This window comes from Paenibacillus sp. JT22N7 (assembly GCF_059383875.1).
In genome coordinates this window covers 361,104-376,057 of sequence record NZ_JBXENY010000005.1, presented here as the reverse complement: position 1 = coordinate 376,057, position 14,954 = coordinate 361,104, and the positions used below count along the sequence as shown (strand labels likewise).

The 14,954-nt window shown below is 51.8% G+C and carries 16 protein-coding genes; 14 read left to right on the top strand and 2 right to left on the bottom strand.

Annotated features, from left to right (window positions below; translation table 11 throughout):
• The first annotated feature begins 1 nt into the window (after position 1).
• The 11 genes from AC50Y5_RS16175 to AC50Y5_RS16125 all read left to right on the top strand — a co-directional run bounded on the left by AC50Y5_RS16175 (position 2) and on the right by AC50Y5_RS16125 (position 10,038).
• Positions 2-1,258, top strand: a complete 1,257-nt coding sequence (locus AC50Y5_RS16175) for a DUF58 domain-containing protein (RefSeq protein ID WP_494862051.1) — start codon at positions 2-4, stop codon at positions 1,256-1,258.
• Positions 1,255-3,498, top strand: coding sequence for a DUF4129 domain-containing transglutaminase family protein (locus AC50Y5_RS16170; protein ID WP_494862049.1), 2,244 nt, complete (start codon positions 1,255-1,257; stop codon positions 3,496-3,498). The genes AC50Y5_RS16175 and AC50Y5_RS16170 overlap by 4 nt, the downstream gene beginning before the upstream one ends.
• A gap of 149 nt (positions 3,499-3,647) precedes the next feature.
• Positions 3,648-4,172, top strand: coding sequence for a YqeG family HAD IIIA-type phosphatase (locus tag AC50Y5_RS16165; protein WP_056041947.1), 525 nt, complete (start codon positions 3,648-3,650; stop codon positions 4,170-4,172).
• Positions 4,169-5,296, top strand: a complete 1,128-nt coding sequence (gene yqeH, locus AC50Y5_RS16160) for a ribosome biogenesis GTPase YqeH (RefSeq protein WP_046229654.1) — start codon at positions 4,169-4,171, stop codon at positions 5,294-5,296. The genes AC50Y5_RS16165 and yqeH overlap by 4 nt, the downstream gene beginning before the upstream one ends.
• Positions 5,297-5,366: 70 nt before the next feature.
• Complete coding sequence (aroE, locus tag AC50Y5_RS16155) at positions 5,367-6,245, top strand: shikimate dehydrogenase (RefSeq protein ID WP_237163275.1); 879 nt, start codon at positions 5,367-5,369, stop codon at positions 6,243-6,245.
• 43 nt (positions 6,246-6,288) lie between these two features.
• On the top strand, positions 6,289-6,603 hold the full coding sequence (gene yhbY, locus AC50Y5_RS16150; protein ID WP_099521038.1) for a ribosome assembly RNA-binding protein YhbY: 315 nt from the start codon (positions 6,289-6,291) through the stop codon (positions 6,601-6,603).
• Between the two features lie 192 nt (positions 6,604-6,795).
• Entirely contained in the window at positions 6,796-7,398 is a 603-nt protein-coding gene (gene nadD / locus AC50Y5_RS16145) for a nicotinate-nucleotide adenylyltransferase (RefSeq protein ID WP_494862046.1), read from the top strand.
• Complete coding sequence (yqeK, locus tag AC50Y5_RS16140) at positions 7,376-7,948, top strand: bis(5'-nucleosyl)-tetraphosphatase (symmetrical) YqeK (protein WP_494862044.1); 573 nt, start codon at positions 7,376-7,378, stop codon at positions 7,946-7,948. The genes nadD and yqeK overlap by 23 nt, the downstream gene beginning before the upstream one ends.
• Before the next feature lie 3 nt (positions 7,949-7,951).
• Positions 7,952-8,299, top strand: coding sequence for a ribosome silencing factor (rsfS, locus tag AC50Y5_RS16135; RefSeq protein ID WP_056041940.1), 348 nt, complete (start codon positions 7,952-7,954; stop codon positions 8,297-8,299).
• Positions 8,296-9,258 carry a CvfB family protein gene (locus AC50Y5_RS16130; RefSeq protein WP_056041938.1) on the top strand — a complete coding sequence of 321 codons (963 nt, stop codon included), beginning with the start codon at positions 8,296-8,298 and terminating at the stop codon, positions 9,256-9,258. Before rsfS ends, AC50Y5_RS16130 begins: the two co-directional genes overlap by 4 nt.
• A gap of 15 nt (positions 9,259-9,273) precedes the next feature.
• On the top strand, positions 9,274-10,038 hold the full coding sequence (locus AC50Y5_RS16125) for a class I SAM-dependent DNA methyltransferase (protein ID WP_056041935.1): 765 nt from the start codon (positions 9,274-9,276) through the stop codon (positions 10,036-10,038).
• 149 nt (positions 10,039-10,187) lie between these two features.
• Here the strand turns inward: AC50Y5_RS16125 and AC50Y5_RS16120 are convergent, their stop codons facing one another.
• Both AC50Y5_RS16120 and AC50Y5_RS16115 read right to left on the bottom strand, forming a co-directional pair.
• Positions 10,188-10,820, bottom strand: coding sequence for a thymidine kinase (locus AC50Y5_RS16120; RefSeq protein ID WP_056041933.1), 633 nt, complete (start codon positions 10,818-10,820; stop codon positions 10,188-10,190).
• 112 nt (positions 10,821-10,932) lie between these two features.
• Positions 10,933-11,154 carry a hypothetical protein gene (locus AC50Y5_RS16115; protein WP_056041931.1) on the bottom strand — a complete coding sequence of 74 codons (222 nt, stop codon included), beginning with the start codon at positions 11,152-11,154 and terminating at the stop codon, positions 10,933-10,935.
• A 266-nt stretch (positions 11,155-11,420) separates the two neighbouring features.
• Here AC50Y5_RS16115 and nrdI point away from each other — a divergent pair, with 266 nt between their 5' ends.
• From nrdI to nrdF, 3 genes are all read left to right on the top strand, one after another.
• Positions 11,421-11,780 (top strand): class Ib ribonucleoside-diphosphate reductase assembly flavoprotein NrdI, encoded by a 360-nt coding sequence (gene nrdI, locus AC50Y5_RS16110; protein WP_056041929.1) that lies wholly within the window; start codon positions 11,421-11,423, stop codon positions 11,778-11,780.
• Positions 11,767-13,851, top strand: coding sequence for a class 1b ribonucleoside-diphosphate reductase subunit alpha (gene nrdE, locus AC50Y5_RS16105; protein ID WP_056041927.1), 2,085 nt, complete (start codon positions 11,767-11,769; stop codon positions 13,849-13,851). Before nrdI ends, nrdE begins: the two co-directional genes overlap by 14 nt.
• A gap of 93 nt (positions 13,852-13,944) precedes the next feature.
• Positions 13,945-14,901 carry a class 1b ribonucleoside-diphosphate reductase subunit beta gene (nrdF, locus tag AC50Y5_RS16100; protein ID WP_494862039.1) on the top strand — a complete coding sequence of 319 codons (957 nt, stop codon included), beginning with the start codon at positions 13,945-13,947 and terminating at the stop codon, positions 14,899-14,901.
• Positions 14,902-14,954 lie beyond the last annotated feature (53 nt).

Sequence of the window (14,954 nt, the reverse complement as noted above, 5' to 3'; positions counted from 1 at the left end):
TATGGGAATGCGGACGCTCAGCTTGCAAGGCAGACGACTGCTCATTAGCGCGTTTCTGTATGGAGGAGCGCTGCTTTACTTGTTATTTCAAGGCGGCAAAACGGCCGTCATGCTGTTCGTCATTATGAATGCGCTGCTGCTTTATTTGCTGCTAGGGCGCTTTAGCGGCATTAGCAAAGTAAGCGGCAGCCGCAGCTTGCGCAAATCGGATGGCGGCCATGGCGATTATGCGCTGGCGGCCGGGAGCTCGCTAACGGTCAAGCTTTCGGTGAAGGTGCCCGGGTATTATCCGATACCGTTTGTGCTTGTCCGCGATCAATTGCTGCGCAACAATGGACAAGCGCTGCAATTCGAATCATCCTTTGTGCCGAATTTGAAGCGTTCCGGCGAAGTGCTGTATACGACACCTCCGCTGCAGCGCGGTGAATATCGCTTCGGGGCTACCGCCTGCTCCTCCCATGATGTGTTTGGGTTGTTTGAGCATTCGGGCAGCTTTACCGAGGAGTCGGTGTTCAGCGTGATGCCTCAAATCGTCCCCCTTCGCCAGCAGCGCGGTTTGCAGCTTGGCGCGCGCGGGCCATACTCGCACGCTATTGCTTCACGCTCGGCGAAGGAGACGACCCAAATCAATGGCGTGCGCGAATATGTGCCTGGCGACCGCTTGTCGCGGATTCACTGGCATGCGACGGCGCGCACGGGACATTGGAAGTCCAAGGAGTTTGAACGGGAGTCGCTGCCCCGAACGCTTATTATTATCGATCGCGATGCCAAGGCTTACAGCGGGGCGCAGGCAGACCGCTTTGAACTCGCGGTATCAGCGGCCGCTTCGCTCATTGAGAGCGGCGGGCGAGGAGAGACGGCTATGGGGCTGCTGTCGGCCGGATCGCAGCGGGCCATCTTCCCTCCCAAGGCGGGTGCCGAGCAACGGGGGGCGATTATGCAGCATTTAACGGCGGTGAATGCCGATGCGGAGCAGCCTTTATATCAGACGCTGCTTGCATCGGAGTCGCTGCTTGATTGGGGCTCCATCGCGCTTGTTATTTCTACAGCTTCGGGCAAGGAGGCAAGCGCCAGCTTGGAATGGCTCGCACGCAAAGGGCTGCAGCCTTGCCTGCTCCATATTGCGAATGTGGACGGGCGGGCCGCCGCGATGAATCAGGACTGGCAGAAGCTGCTGCGCGCCCGAGGCTGGCCGGTATTTACGCTCACGCAGCTGCCTGAGCTGCCGGCTGTGCTTGAAGGAGGCGGCGGAGCATGAAAAATACTTTAAAAAGATTGAAAGAATATGCCGCGTTTGAGTGGTACAGCCGAATATCGCGTATCATTATTATTTTTTCGCTGCTTAATTCGATTGCGGTTTTTGAAAACTACTGGTGGCAAGCTACATTTACCTCCATTTATATGGCGCTGCTGCTTGCGGGGGCAGTTGACGTCTTGCTTCCAAGGATGAGGCGCAGGCTGCGGCTGCCGCTCCAATTGCTGCTCGTCGTGGTATCAACATGGTTAGTAGTAGGCGCATCTCCCAGCTTAACCGGCTCAGAGGAAGGCTTGCGGAAATTCGCCGCTATGATATGGAGTCTGCTGATCCAGTTCAACCCGTATATTTGGTTTAGCTTAGCTATGCTTGCCACGTACTTGCTGTTCAGTGCCTGGACGACGTCGCGCATTCGGCTATTCGGATTTATTGGGGCGAATTTGCTCGTTTTGACGGTTGCTGATTCATTCACGCCGATCTGGCTGTGGGACAATGTGGCGTGGGTCGTATTGCTAGGGCTCATATGGCTCGCAGCGGGGCATTTGCACCAATTTCAGCGTCACCATCCAGGAAGCTGGAAGGAGCTGCTGCATTATCCTTTGCAATTATTTATGCCTATTGCGGCGGTGCTTGCGCTGCTGATGGCGGCAGGCCTGTTCATGCCATCGATTTCGCCTGTGCTTCGTGACCCGTATACGATTTGGAAAGAATCGAAGGGTGAGAAGGTCAATGTTTTTTTAGGTGAAAAAGGCTCGGACCCGGGTGGTGTAACGCTGGACACAAGCTCCGGCTATGGGCGTGATGACGACCAGCTTGGCGGCGGCTTTAACTTCGATTATTCGCCAGTCATGACGGTTGCAAGCTCCCATCGGAGCTATTGGAGAGGGGAAACGAAATCATTTTATACCGGCAACGGCTGGCTGGAGCTGGATGAAGGAACGGAGCCGAACAACGTCAATCAGTTGAAAAAGGAGCAGGAGCTTTCCCTGCCGTATGATCGCAAGCTGGCAGACACGATTGAAGTGGAGCAGACGGTGACGATGATTCGGAAGGACCAGTATCCCGTTTTATTTGCTGCCGCTCCGATTAATCGCATTCACTGGATTAATGATCCGGAAGCGAATTTATCCTACCGGCTCACCTGGGCGCCTGACGACCAAGAGCTGCGTTTTCCTTTGCAGGGAAGGGGAAGGCAGCCCTATCCGGAATCATACTCCGTCGTGTCCACCGTTCCCGTGCTGGATGAAGCGAAGCTCCGCAGCACAAATGCGCGCTTGTACAGCTCGAATGAAAATGATCATTATACACAGCTGCCCGATAATTTGCCAGGCGAGGTCAAGCAGCTTGCTGAGGAATTGACCAAAACTGCGACCAATGACTATGATCGGGCGAAAATGCTGGAATCGTATTTGCGTTTGAATTTTGTCTATACGAATGAGCCTGATCTGGGCAAGCTGACGGGAGAGTCCGATGATTTTGTCGCCCAGTTTCTGTTTGAAATCCAGGAAGGCTATTGCGATTATTTTTCTACAGCTATGGCGGTGCTGGCCCGTTCCGTTGACCTGCCTACCCGCTGGGTGAAGGGTTTTGCGCCAGGCGCATTGCCTGCCCTCGGTGTTGATGCAGCAGATCGCTTTGATATCGATACGTTCTTGCAAGGGGAAGGCACGTATACCGTGCGCAATTCCGATGCCCACTCTTGGGTAGAAATTTATTTTGAAGGTTATGGCTGGGTTTCCTTTGAGCCGACAGCAGGATTTTCATTCCCTTATACGATTGCCGGTGAAGATGCAGCGGCGCCTACACCGGAAGTAGAAGAGGATACAGACGAGGCGGTTAAGGCGGCAGCTGCCGAGAAAGCCGACGTTTCGTACAAAGGCTTTTATATAGCAGGTATTTCCCTGCTTGTATTATTGCTCGCGGCTAGCTTGATTGTACGCCGTCAAGCGCTGAAGGCGGCGTGGCTTCGCTTCCGGTTCCGCTCCTATACGGCGAATGAACGCATCGTATGGGAAACGGAGCGCCTGCTCCGTGTGTGCCGGAGGAAGGGGCTAAAGCGCTCTGAGCATGAGACGCTGCGGGAAGCGGTACAGCGGTTTGCCCAGCATCGCACAGATATTCGTAGCGAGCTGACTCAGGTGCTGAACGATTTTGAACGAGCCAAATATAGTGGCGCCGAGGCAGCTCCAGAAGAGGCTGAGCAATTTGTGAACAAAGTCAAGCATGTTATTTCGCTATTATAATGAATAGCTTTTATCCGACTATATATAGAAGGAAAAATTCAGCCTGCCGCTGTCCAAACAATGGACGGCGGTATTTTTTTGCAACAAAATCGTTTTTTATGTTATAGTTTCGTAAGATAGCAGGAGAAAAGCAAAGGGGTTTAACGCTTATGTTCAAGAAACTGTTGCCACATATGCGTGTGGATACGGTTTATGATATTCAATTAGATGAGCTGCATAAGAAGGGAATTCGCGGCATTATTACGGATCTGGATAATACGCTTGTGGGAGCGCGGGTGCCGCTTGCAACGCCCGAACTGGTCAAATGGCTGGACGATGTCCGTGAGCGCGGCTTTAAAGTCGTTATCGTATCGAATAATAATGTAACCAGAGTGTCCAAATTTGCAATGCCTTTGAACATTCCGTTTATTCATGCTGCGCGCAAGCCGGCTAATACGTCGTTTCGCAAAGGGCTAAAGGTATTGGAGCTGAAAGCGGAAGAGACGGTAGTCATTGGCGATCAGATGCTGACGGATGTGCTGGGCGGCAATCGAATGGGATTATATACGATTCTTGTAGCGCCAATTGCTCCTGCTGATGAAGGAATCATGACTCGGGTCAACCGCCGAATTGAGCGTATCGCCAAATCGAGCCTTGGCAAAAACGGGTTATGGAATGAGGGGGAGAAGAAGTGAAGGAAGAGCAGCTTAGTCTGGCCGCGCAGTCTTGTGCGGGCTGTGGCGTAAAACTGCAAACGGAAAATGCAGAGCTTCCTGGCTTTGTGCCAGAGCAGGCAGTAGTTAGGGAGCCGGCTATATGCCAGCGTTGTTTCCGTATTCGCAATTATAATGAAGCATCGTCGGTGACGGTGGATCAAAATGAGTTTCTGAAGCTGCTGAGCAGCGTAGCAACAACCGACAGCCTCGTTGTGCATATTGTCGATTTGTATGATTTTGAGGGCAGCCTGATTTCGGGCTTGCAGCGTTTTGTTGGCAACAATCCCGTGCTGCTCGTCGTCAACAAAGTCGATTTGCTGCCAAAATCAATGAACCTGAACCGACTGCGCAACTGGGTGCAGCAGCAGGCGAAGAGCGAAGGGCTGCGTACGCTGGATATCGTGCTGTGCAGCGCGAAGCGCAACATCGGTTTCGAGCATGTCATTGAGGCGCTTGATCGTCACCGTAAAGGGCGCGATGTGTATGTGGTCGGCGCCACCAACGTTGGCAAATCTACACTCATTAATCGCTTGATTAAAGATTACAGCGATTTGGAGCGCGAGCTGACGACGTCCCGCTATCCGGGAACGACGCTTGATGCGGTTCACATTCCGCTGGATGATGACAAGTTCATCATCGATACGCCCGGCATCGTCTATCCGACGCGAATGACGGAAATTGTGCCGCGCGGATTTCTGCAGTCGCTGCTGCCGGACAAGCCGATCAAGCCGCTTGTGTATCAGCTCAATGACCAGCAGACGCTGTTTATCGGCAGCTTAGTCCGGTTTGATTTTGTAGAGGGCGAGCGCCAATCGTTTACGCTGTACATTTCTAATGCGCTCAATGTGCACCGGACGAAGATGGAGCGCGCGGATGCGCTTTATGAGGACCATCAGGGCGAGCTGCTCGGCGGACCATCTCGCGAAGAGCTTGCGGAGATGCCGGCATGGACGCGCCACTCGCTGCGCGTGCCGCGGGGAGCGAAGAAGGATGTATTCATCTCTGGCCTAGGCTGGATTCAGGTGAACGGAGAGGCAGGCGCCTTGCTCGATCTATATGCCCCGAAAGGCATCAAGGTGCTGCTTAGGGATTCATTGATTTAACGGCCATGATGGGAGAAGCTCATCATTGCGTTTTACACTTCATAGCAGCTGAGAGGGGATATTGGCGGAAATGAGTGCGGGAGAAATCCATAAAGCTATGCAGCGCATAGACAGCCATACAGTGCTTTACGGTGTAATTGGTGACCCCATTCATCATTCCAAGTCACCCATTATGCTGAATCGCGCTTTTCAGGAAACGGGCATTAACGGCGTTTATTTGGCTTTCCACATTACGGCAGGCGAGCTGTCCTCTTTCGTTAGCGGCGTTCGGGCGATGGGCATTCGGGGAGTGAATGTGACGATTCCTCATAAATTGGATATGATGAAGGAAATGGATGAAATCGACGAAAGCGCGCGAGCGGTAGGGGCGATGAATACCATTGTCAATGATAACGGCCGCCTGATTGGCTACAATACTGACGGCATCGGCTACGTCCGTTCCCTTAAGGAAGAGGCGGAGCCGGAGCTTGCCGGGAAGAAGATCGTCGTGATCGGAGCAGGCGGAGCTGCGCGCGGCATTGTTTATGCGCTCACAGGCGAGCAGCCGGAGCGCATCACAATCGCTAACCGCTCACTCGGCAAGGCTGAGGAGCTTGCAGCAGCACTGCGCCACCGTGCCGACATTGCAGCAGTCACGAATGATGAGCTGCGCACGGTATGCGCGGACGCGGATGTCGTAATCAATACGACCTCTCTAGGCATGTATCCGAATGTGGACGAAAGTCCGCTTGATGCTTCATGGCTGAAAGCGGGCTGTGTGGCCAGCGATTTAATATACAATCCGCTGCAAACGAAGTTTTTGCAGGAAGCTGCGCTTCATGGCTGCCGGACGCATGGCGGTCTGGGCATGTTTATTTATCAAGGCGCGTATGCTTTCGAATATTGGACAGGGCAGCCTGCGCCTGTTCAAGCGATGCGCGAGACGGTACTCGCTGCCCTCCAGGGCTAGCAGCATTTTTCTTATTACTATTTGAAAGAAGGAACATAGAGCGATGCTTACAGGGAAACAAAAACGTTATTTGCGCGCGATGGCGCATCATTTACAGCCGATTTTTCAAGTCGGCAAAGGTGGAACGAATGACCATCTTGTACGTCATATTAATGAATCGATTGAGCTTCGCGAGCTGATCAAGCTGTCCGTGCTGAACAATTGCATGGATGATCCGAAGGAAATCGGGGTTGAAGTAGCAGCAGCAGCTAAAGCCGAGCTGGTACAGGTTATCGGCAAAACGATTGTGCTTTACAAACGCGCATCGGAAGAGAAAAACCGCAAAATCGAATTGCCAGCTGTCAAAGCGGGACGCTAAAGGCTTGCGAGGAAATGAGTGCCCGCAATTTGTTCAAATATAGGAAAGATATTTCTCGGACTGAAACGCGCCGCGCCGCCAGACGGCGGCGGAAGCCGTTTCACCTTGCCGCTTTTGCTGGCAAGTATCTAGCGGTACTTATTTCGCCGCAATGACTAAGTGTGAAGTCTACAGATAAGGAGGACTGCGGCTATGCGTAAAATCGGCATTATGGGCGGAACGTTCGACCCGATCCATCTCGGACATCTCATTGCCGCAGAAACAGCACGCACAAGCTGCGGGCTGGATGAGGTGTGGTTTATTCCCTCGTTTTTGCCTCCGCTTAAAAGCCATGAGCCTGGCGAGCACGGCGAGCTGCGGCTGCAGATGGTGCAGGAAGCTATAAAAGGCAATCCGCATTTTCGGGCATTGGATATAGAGCTTGCAAGAGGCGGGCTCAGTTATTCGATTGATACGGTTCTAGAGCTGAGGCAGCTGCATCCGCACGATTCCTTCTCCTATGTTATTGGAACTGACCGGATCAATGATTTGCCCGGGTGGCACCGGATTGAGGAGCTGGCGGAGCGGGTTGCTTTCATCGGGCTTAATCGAGAAGGCACGGAATCGGAAGCCGGCGAGCTGCCGGACTACTTGCAGCAGCGGCTGACGTATATCAATATGCCGCCAATCGGCATTTCATCTACGGCGATTCGCGAAGCGATTCAAGCTGGCGGCAGCTTCCGCTATCTCGTACCGGAAGCTGTGTTTCATTTTATTACGGGGAGGGGCCTTTATGGAGCGCGATCAAATGATTGAGTCGGTGAAAGCGCAAATGCCCGAGAAACGCTGGAAGCATACCGAAGGCGTGATGGCAACGGCGGTTCAGCTGGCGGTAAGGTTCGGGGAAAACCCGGAGCAGGCTGAGCTGGCGGCGATTTTGCATGATGTGGCGAAATATTGGCCGGTCGACCGCATGGAGAAGGTGCTGCGCGATCAGCAGCTGGCGCCTGAATTGCTTGATCAGGATAAAAATTTATGGCATGCCGAAGTGGGCGCCTGGGTGGCGGAGCATGAATATGGCGTGACAGATACGCTGGTGCTGGATGCCATTCGCTTCCATACTTCGGGACGCCTTGCGATGACGCGGCTGGACAAGGTCGTATGCCTCGCGGATTATATGGAGCCTGGCCGCGATTTTCCCGGTGTCGACGACATTCGCAGGCTGAGCAAGGATAGCTTGGAGCAAGCGCTGCTTGCGGGGTTTGATTCAACCATCCTGCTGCTGCTCAAAAAAGGCAAGGCCATTTTTCCACTGACAATAGAAGCGCGTAATGGTTTAATAGAAGAGTTAAAAACAGGAGGCTGAGTTATGACGGTACATTCGGAGGAGCTTCTGCAAGCAACGGTTGCTGCAGCGGAAGATAAGAAGGCTATGCGTATTGTAGCTTTGAATTTGCAGGAAATTTCCCTGGTAGCGGATTATTTCGTAATCTGCTCGGGTAATTCGGATACACAGGTACAGGCGATTGTGACGGAAATCCGCAAATCGGCGGAGCTGCGCGGCGTTCGCGTACGCGGCATTGAAGGGATGGATTCCGCACGCTGGGTGCTGATTGACCTTGGCGATGTTGTTGTTCACGTATTCCACCGCGATGAGCGTGAGTATTATAACATTGAAAAGCTGTGGTCTGACGCCAAAGTTGTGGAGTTCGCATGAGCTTGATCGCCGGTACGACAATAACGCTAAGGGTGGCACGCGAAGTGTCGCCCTACGGCTATTTTTTGACCGATGGCGAATCCGAGGTGCTGATGCATTATACGGAGCTGGTCGGCAGCAAGCCTAAAGTTAACAATGAGGTTGAAGTATTTATATTTTTTGATACCGAGGATCGGCTGGCGGCGACGATGAAGCGTCCGCTGGTGAAGCTCGGCGAGATGGCCCGGCTTAAGGTAGCCGATGTCCATCCGCGGCTGGGCTGTTTCCTTGAAATCGGTCTTGGCCGTCAGCTGCTGCTGCCGCTTTCGGAGCTGCCGGAAAATATCGATTATCGTCCGTTGCCGGGCGATGAGGTTCACATCGTGCTGGGCCATGACAAAAGCGGCAGGCTTATTGCCCGGCTTGCGGGCGAGGATGAGCTTGGGCCGCTCGTATTTGCGGCACCAGATTCCTGGCGCAACCAGTGGATCGAAGGCTGGGTAACGAAATCGCTGCAAATGGGCTCGTTTGTCCTAATTGATGGCGGCGTTGTCGGCTTCGGCGCCTACGGTCTTATTCCGGCACCGGATCGCCTGCGCCCGCTTCGGCTTGGCGAGCGTGTCTCGGCCCGGATTACCTTTATCCGCGAGGATGGACGGGTGAATTTGTCGATGGGCCAGCAGAAGGAAGTGGGCCGCCTTGAAGATGCCGATCGCCTGCTTGCCTTTTTGAAGGAGCGTCCGGGCGGCGGCATGCCTTATTCCGATGAGACGGAAGCGGGCATTATTAAGCAAAAATTCGGCATTAGCAAATCGGCATTTAAGCGTGCGATCGGCAAGCTGATGCGCGAGCGTCTTATTACCCAGAAGGGCAACTGGACCTATCTAGTGGAAGCGACAGGAGACAATGGCGCAGCAGGCGATGCTGCCAAGTCGAACGATGGCGAAGCTTCTGCTTCCGAAGGCTCATCAGAGGATTAAGGAGGGGCTTTCTAGGTGGAGTCATATGGCGAGTTCGCTGCGGTATACGATGAGCTTATGAGCGACATGCCTTACGAGGATTGGCTGTGGTTCACACAGCAATGCTGGGAGCGTTATGGCAAGCCTTCTGTTATTGCCGATCTTGGCTGTGGGACAGGCTCTATTGCGATACCGCTGGCTTTGGCCGGCATGCAAGTGTACGGCATCGATTTATCTGAGGATATGCTGACTGTGGCACGCAGCAAATGGGATGAGGCGCTATCTGCCGTCCAAGGCGCACGTGCAGGCACAGCAACCTGGCTGCAGCAGGATATGAGGGAATTGGATCTGGGCGCGCCTGTGGACGCGGTTATATCGTTCTGCGACTGCGTCAATTACTTGACGGAGGAAGCCGATGTAATCGCCGCTTTCGAGGCGGTATACGCGGCGCTTCGCCTTGGCGGCGTATTTCTGTTCGATGTGCATCCGAAGGCACAGCTCATTCGTTATGCGGAGGAGCAGCCATTCGTGCTGGACGAGGACGGGGCTGCCTACATTTGGACATGCGAGCTGGATGAGGAGCGCTGCGAAATTGAGCATCATTTGACGATTTTTGCGCATGAAGGCGGCGAGCGGTTTCGCCGCTTTGAAGAAATGCATGTGCAGCGGGCTTATGAGGCGGACTGGATAGCGGAGCAATTGCACGCAGCCGGATTCAGCAAGGTCGAGCGTTTTGCCGATTTCAAGCTGCAGCCCCAAGGCGAGCACTCCGAGCGGCTTTTTTTTGCAGCGGTAAAATGATAATACGGCGTTCTGCTGGAACGCCAAAAGGCTTGCGCGGCCGTCATGCTCAACAGGAGCAGAGCGGCCGTACAAGCCTTTTTTGTGCTCGTATTACAGTTGCTGGGAGATCGGCTGTCGCATTTTCGCTACAGTATGTTTCCCTGCAATCAGAGCTGCGCAGCAGCGTCTGTATGCTCTTCACTCGCTTCTTCCACCGCTTTATGCGGAGGGACGAAGCAATGGCGGCAGCGGGGCTCGTAGCTCTCCGTATCGCCGATTAAAATGACCGGCCCCAGCGTCGCTGGCTGGCCGTTAATGACGCGCTGCGTGAACGCTGCGTTCGCATCGCCGCATACGGCGCAGAAGGAAGTCAGCTTTACAATTTCGTCTGCAATGGCAAGCAGCCCGCCGATATAGCCGAAGGCTTTGCCGCGGTAATCCATGTTAAGGCCGTCTACAATGACCTGTTTGCCGTTATAGGCAAGCTCCTCTACAAGAGGGATGATCGTTTTGGAGAAAAACTGCACCTCGTCGAAAGCGACGACGTCGGCATGCTTCGTATCCTGCAAAATGCGCTCCGCCATCTCGGGCGTAAGCTCCTTCGGAATGTTGAAGGCTGGCAGCCGGTAGCCAATGCGGCTTACAATTTCCTCGCTGCTGAACCGATTATCTTCCGCAGGCTTATACGCTCTTACTTTTTTGCGGCCATATTGCAGCAATTTATGACAGCGCCGTATGAGCTCGCCGGATTTTTCCGAGAACATTGGGCCAATAATGACCGTAATCCAACCTCTATCCATATGGCCTATTTCTCCCTTACACTTGAGTCCATGTGTGCCTGTATCATTTTAGCAGGATTACCCTGCGATGCAATGTGAAGGATGTATGCTTTTTGAATTACTTTATCAAAAATTATTCTCGAAGCGCGTCCTTCAAACGGCTGTTCATGGAAGTGCCTGCGGCTGCCCCACGTGCAGCAGCGAGCCGCCATTTTTTAACTTCCTGCTTCAAGCGATCGTTCTCTGCCGCTAATAATTCGATGCTTTCCAGCAGCTCGGGATTCGTATATCCGGCATCCTTAAATAGCTTATGCACTGCCTCGCGGAGCTGTTCAGGCGTTAAAATTTCGTTCATATTAACCTCCGTATCAATTAAAAATGACTCTACCACATCATATCCGTATCTGTTAAAATAGTCGAGTGGCCTAAAACCGGGTCTCATAGATAGGCGTATTTTTTCATTTGACTCCACCTATATATTGATGTAGAATCAAATTCAGCAACTACATCTTGTTGTGTAGCACGGAAATCGACACTTTAAGTCTACTAGCGCATTTGACGCTTTTTCAGGGTCAGAAGCGCTTTTCTATTGCTGATATCCGGTAGGGGAGAGAGAAATATATGCTGGTTGTCTATGATTCCAAGACGGGCAACGTCAAAAGATTTATCAACAAATTGAATATGCGCGTTATGCCGATTGAAGAGCAGGAAGCGGTCCAAGAGCCGTTCGTTCTCATCACGTATACAACAGGTTTCGGACAGGTGCCAGAACGGGTCATGTCGTTCCTGAAGCGCAACAGCAAACATCTTCGCGGCGTATCCGCCAGCGGCAACCGCAATTGGGGAACGGGCTTTGCCAAAAGCGCAGATACGATTGCCGAGCTATACAATGTCCCTGTTATTTCTAAATTTGAGTTGTCCGGAACGAAATACGATACGGAAAACTTTGTTGAAAGGGTGCGAACCATTGAAGCATATTGAGTTGAATAATGAGCTGATGCAGCGCGGAGCTGACGGCTTTTACCAGTTGGACAAGGATAAAGAGGCAGTAGCAGCATTTATGGAGGAAGTTGAGCAGAAGAGCGTGAAGTTCGCCTCGCTCCAGGAGAAGCTTGACTACTTGATCGGCAATGACTACTACGATAACGTTTTTGACCATTATACATATGAGCAAGTTGAGGCTGTATTTGATTTAACGGCAAACAGCAGCTTCCAGTTTCAGTCGTATATGGCAATTTCCAAATTCTACAAAGACTATGCCATGAAAACGAACGACAAGCTGCAATATTTGGAGCAATATCCAGACCGCGTTGCGATTGTTGCGCTTCATTTGGGCGAAGGCGACGCAGCGAGAGCGCTGCGCATTGCTGAAGCGATGATTGAGCAGCGGCTGCAGCCGGCAACGCCAACCTTCCTTAATGCGGGCAAAAGCCGCCGCGGCGAGATGGTATCCTGCTTCCTGCTGGAAATGGACGATTCGCTCAATTCCATCAACTATGTCATTGGCACGTGCATGCAGCTGTCCAAAATCGGCGGCGGCGTAGCGGTCAACCTCTCGAAGCTGCGCGGACGCGGCGAGCCAATCAAAGGCGTCGAGGGTGCGGCGAAAGGCATTATGCCTGTCCTTAAGCTGATGGAGGATGCATTCTCCTATGCTGATCAAATGGGACAGCGCAAAGGTTCTGGCGCAGGCTATTATAATATTTTTGGCTGGGACGTTATTGAGTTCCTCGATTGCAAAAAAATTAACGCCGATGAGAAAACGCGGATCAAAACGCTGTCGATCGGCCTTATTATACCGAACAAGTTTTATGAGCTTGCTGCGCAAAACAAGCCGTTGTACGTCTTCGGACCACATTCCGTCCACAAAGCCTATGGCAAATATTTGGACGATATGGACATGGACGAAATGTACGAGGAGCTGCTTGCGAACGATTTAGTGAAAAAGAAAATCGTCATGAACGCACGCGACATGATGACCAAGATCGCTTCGATCCAGCTGGAATCCGGCTATCCGTACATTATGAACAAATCGAATGCGAACCGCGTTCATGCGCTTAAAGATGTGGGCGGCGTCAAGATGTCGAACCTTTGCACGGAAATTTTCCAACTGCAGGAGACATCGGTTATTAACGACTACGGCACGGATGACCTGATTCAGCGCGATATTAGCTGCAACTTGGCATCGCTGAACATCGTAAACGTCATGGAGCTTAAGAAGATCAAGGAATCGGTTCATGTTGGGATCGAGGCGCTTACGACAGTCAGCGACCTTTCGAAAATCGACAACGCTCCAGGCGTACGCAAAGCGAATGAAGAGCTTCATTCCGTCGGCCTTGGCGCAATGAACTTGAACGGCTATTTGGCGAAAAACCACATTGCTTACGAAAGCGATGAGGCGAAGGAGTTCGCCAGCACGTTCTTCATGATGATGAACTATTATTCGCTGGAGCAAAGTATGGAAATTGCCAAAGAACGCGGCGAAACGTTCAAAGATTTTGACCGTTCCGAATATGCGAAGGGCACTTACTTCTCGCGTTATGAAGAGACGGATTTCCGTCCGGTCAGCGCTGCGGTGAAAGCTTTGTTCGAAGGTATGGAAATTCCATCCCCTGAGGACTGGACTGCGCTTAAGGCGAAAGTACAGCAGCACGGCCTTTACCACGCTTACCGTCTGGCTATCGCGCCAACGCAAAGCATTTCGTACATTCAAAATGCGACATCGAGCGTTATGCCGATCGTTGAGCATATTGAGACGCGGACGTATGCGAACTCGACAACTTATTATCCAATGCCGTTTTTGTCGCAGGACAATTTCTTCTATTACAAATCGGCTTATAATATCGATCAGTTCAAGCTTATTGACCTGATTGCAGAAATTCAGCAGCATGTGGACCAAGGCATATCGACGGTTCTGCATGTCAACAGCAACGTGACAACTCGGGAGCTTGCCCGCTTCTACATTTATGCAGCGCATAAAGGATTGAAGTCGCTCTATTACACAAGAACGAAACGTCTATCCGTAGAAGAGTGCACAAGCTGCGCGGTTTAAAACAAGAAAATAGATTTGCGCAAAAAGATAAGGTTGTGGGGCGGCCGCTCTATGTGCCGTCACGCAGCCTTTTACAAAGGAGCCTAATATATAATGAAGGCAGTTAACTGGAACCGCCCGGATGATGATTTTACGCTGACGTTCTGGCAGCAGAACGTAATGCAATTCTGGACGGACGAAGAAATCCCTCTATCCGATGATAAAATGGACTGGATGGAAATGAGCGATGCCGAGCGCAGCTTATATAAAAACGTGCTTGGCGGATTGACGCTGCTGGATACGATTCAGGGCGGTATTGGCATGCCGAAGATTTTGGAGCATGTGGATGGTTTGCAGCGCAAAGCGGTGCTGTCTTTTATGTCGATGATGGAGCAAATTCATGCGAAATCGTACAGCAGCATTTTCACAACGCTTGCGTCTACGGAGGAGATCGACGAGATTTTCCAATGGGTAGAGAAAAACGAGCAGCTGCAACGAAAAGCGGAGCTTATTTCCTCGTGGTATGAAGGCATTAGCACGAAGCAAGAACTGTATAAAGCAATGGCCGCTTCCGTATTTTTGGAAAGCTACTTGTTTTACAGCGGCTTCTTCTATCCGCTTTATTTGGCAGGTCAAGGCAAAATGACGAGCAGCGGCGAAATTATCGACCTTATTTTGCGTGACGAGAGCATCCATGGCTTGTACGTTGGCGTGCTGGCACAGGAGCTGTTTAACACCTTTACGCCAGAGGAGCAGACTTCGCTTAAGCAGGAGCTGGATCAATTGCTTAACGATCTGTACGAGAACGAGGTTATTTATACCGATTCGCTGTATTCACCGCTTGGTCTGGAGGAAGAAGTAAAAACTTATGTGCGTTATAACGCGAATAAGGCGCTAATGAATCTTGGCTTTGACGGCGTGTTCCCGGATGAGCCGGTCAATCCAATCGTATTCAACGGCATCAGCACCCACACGAAGCAGCATGATTTCTTCTCCAAAAAAGGCAATGGCTACGTACGGACGATTCACGTCGAGCAGCTCAATGACGATGATTTTGTTTTCAATTTCTAAGCCTATTCCTATCATTTATCAAGCATTCGGTTATTGCAACCGAATGCTTTTTT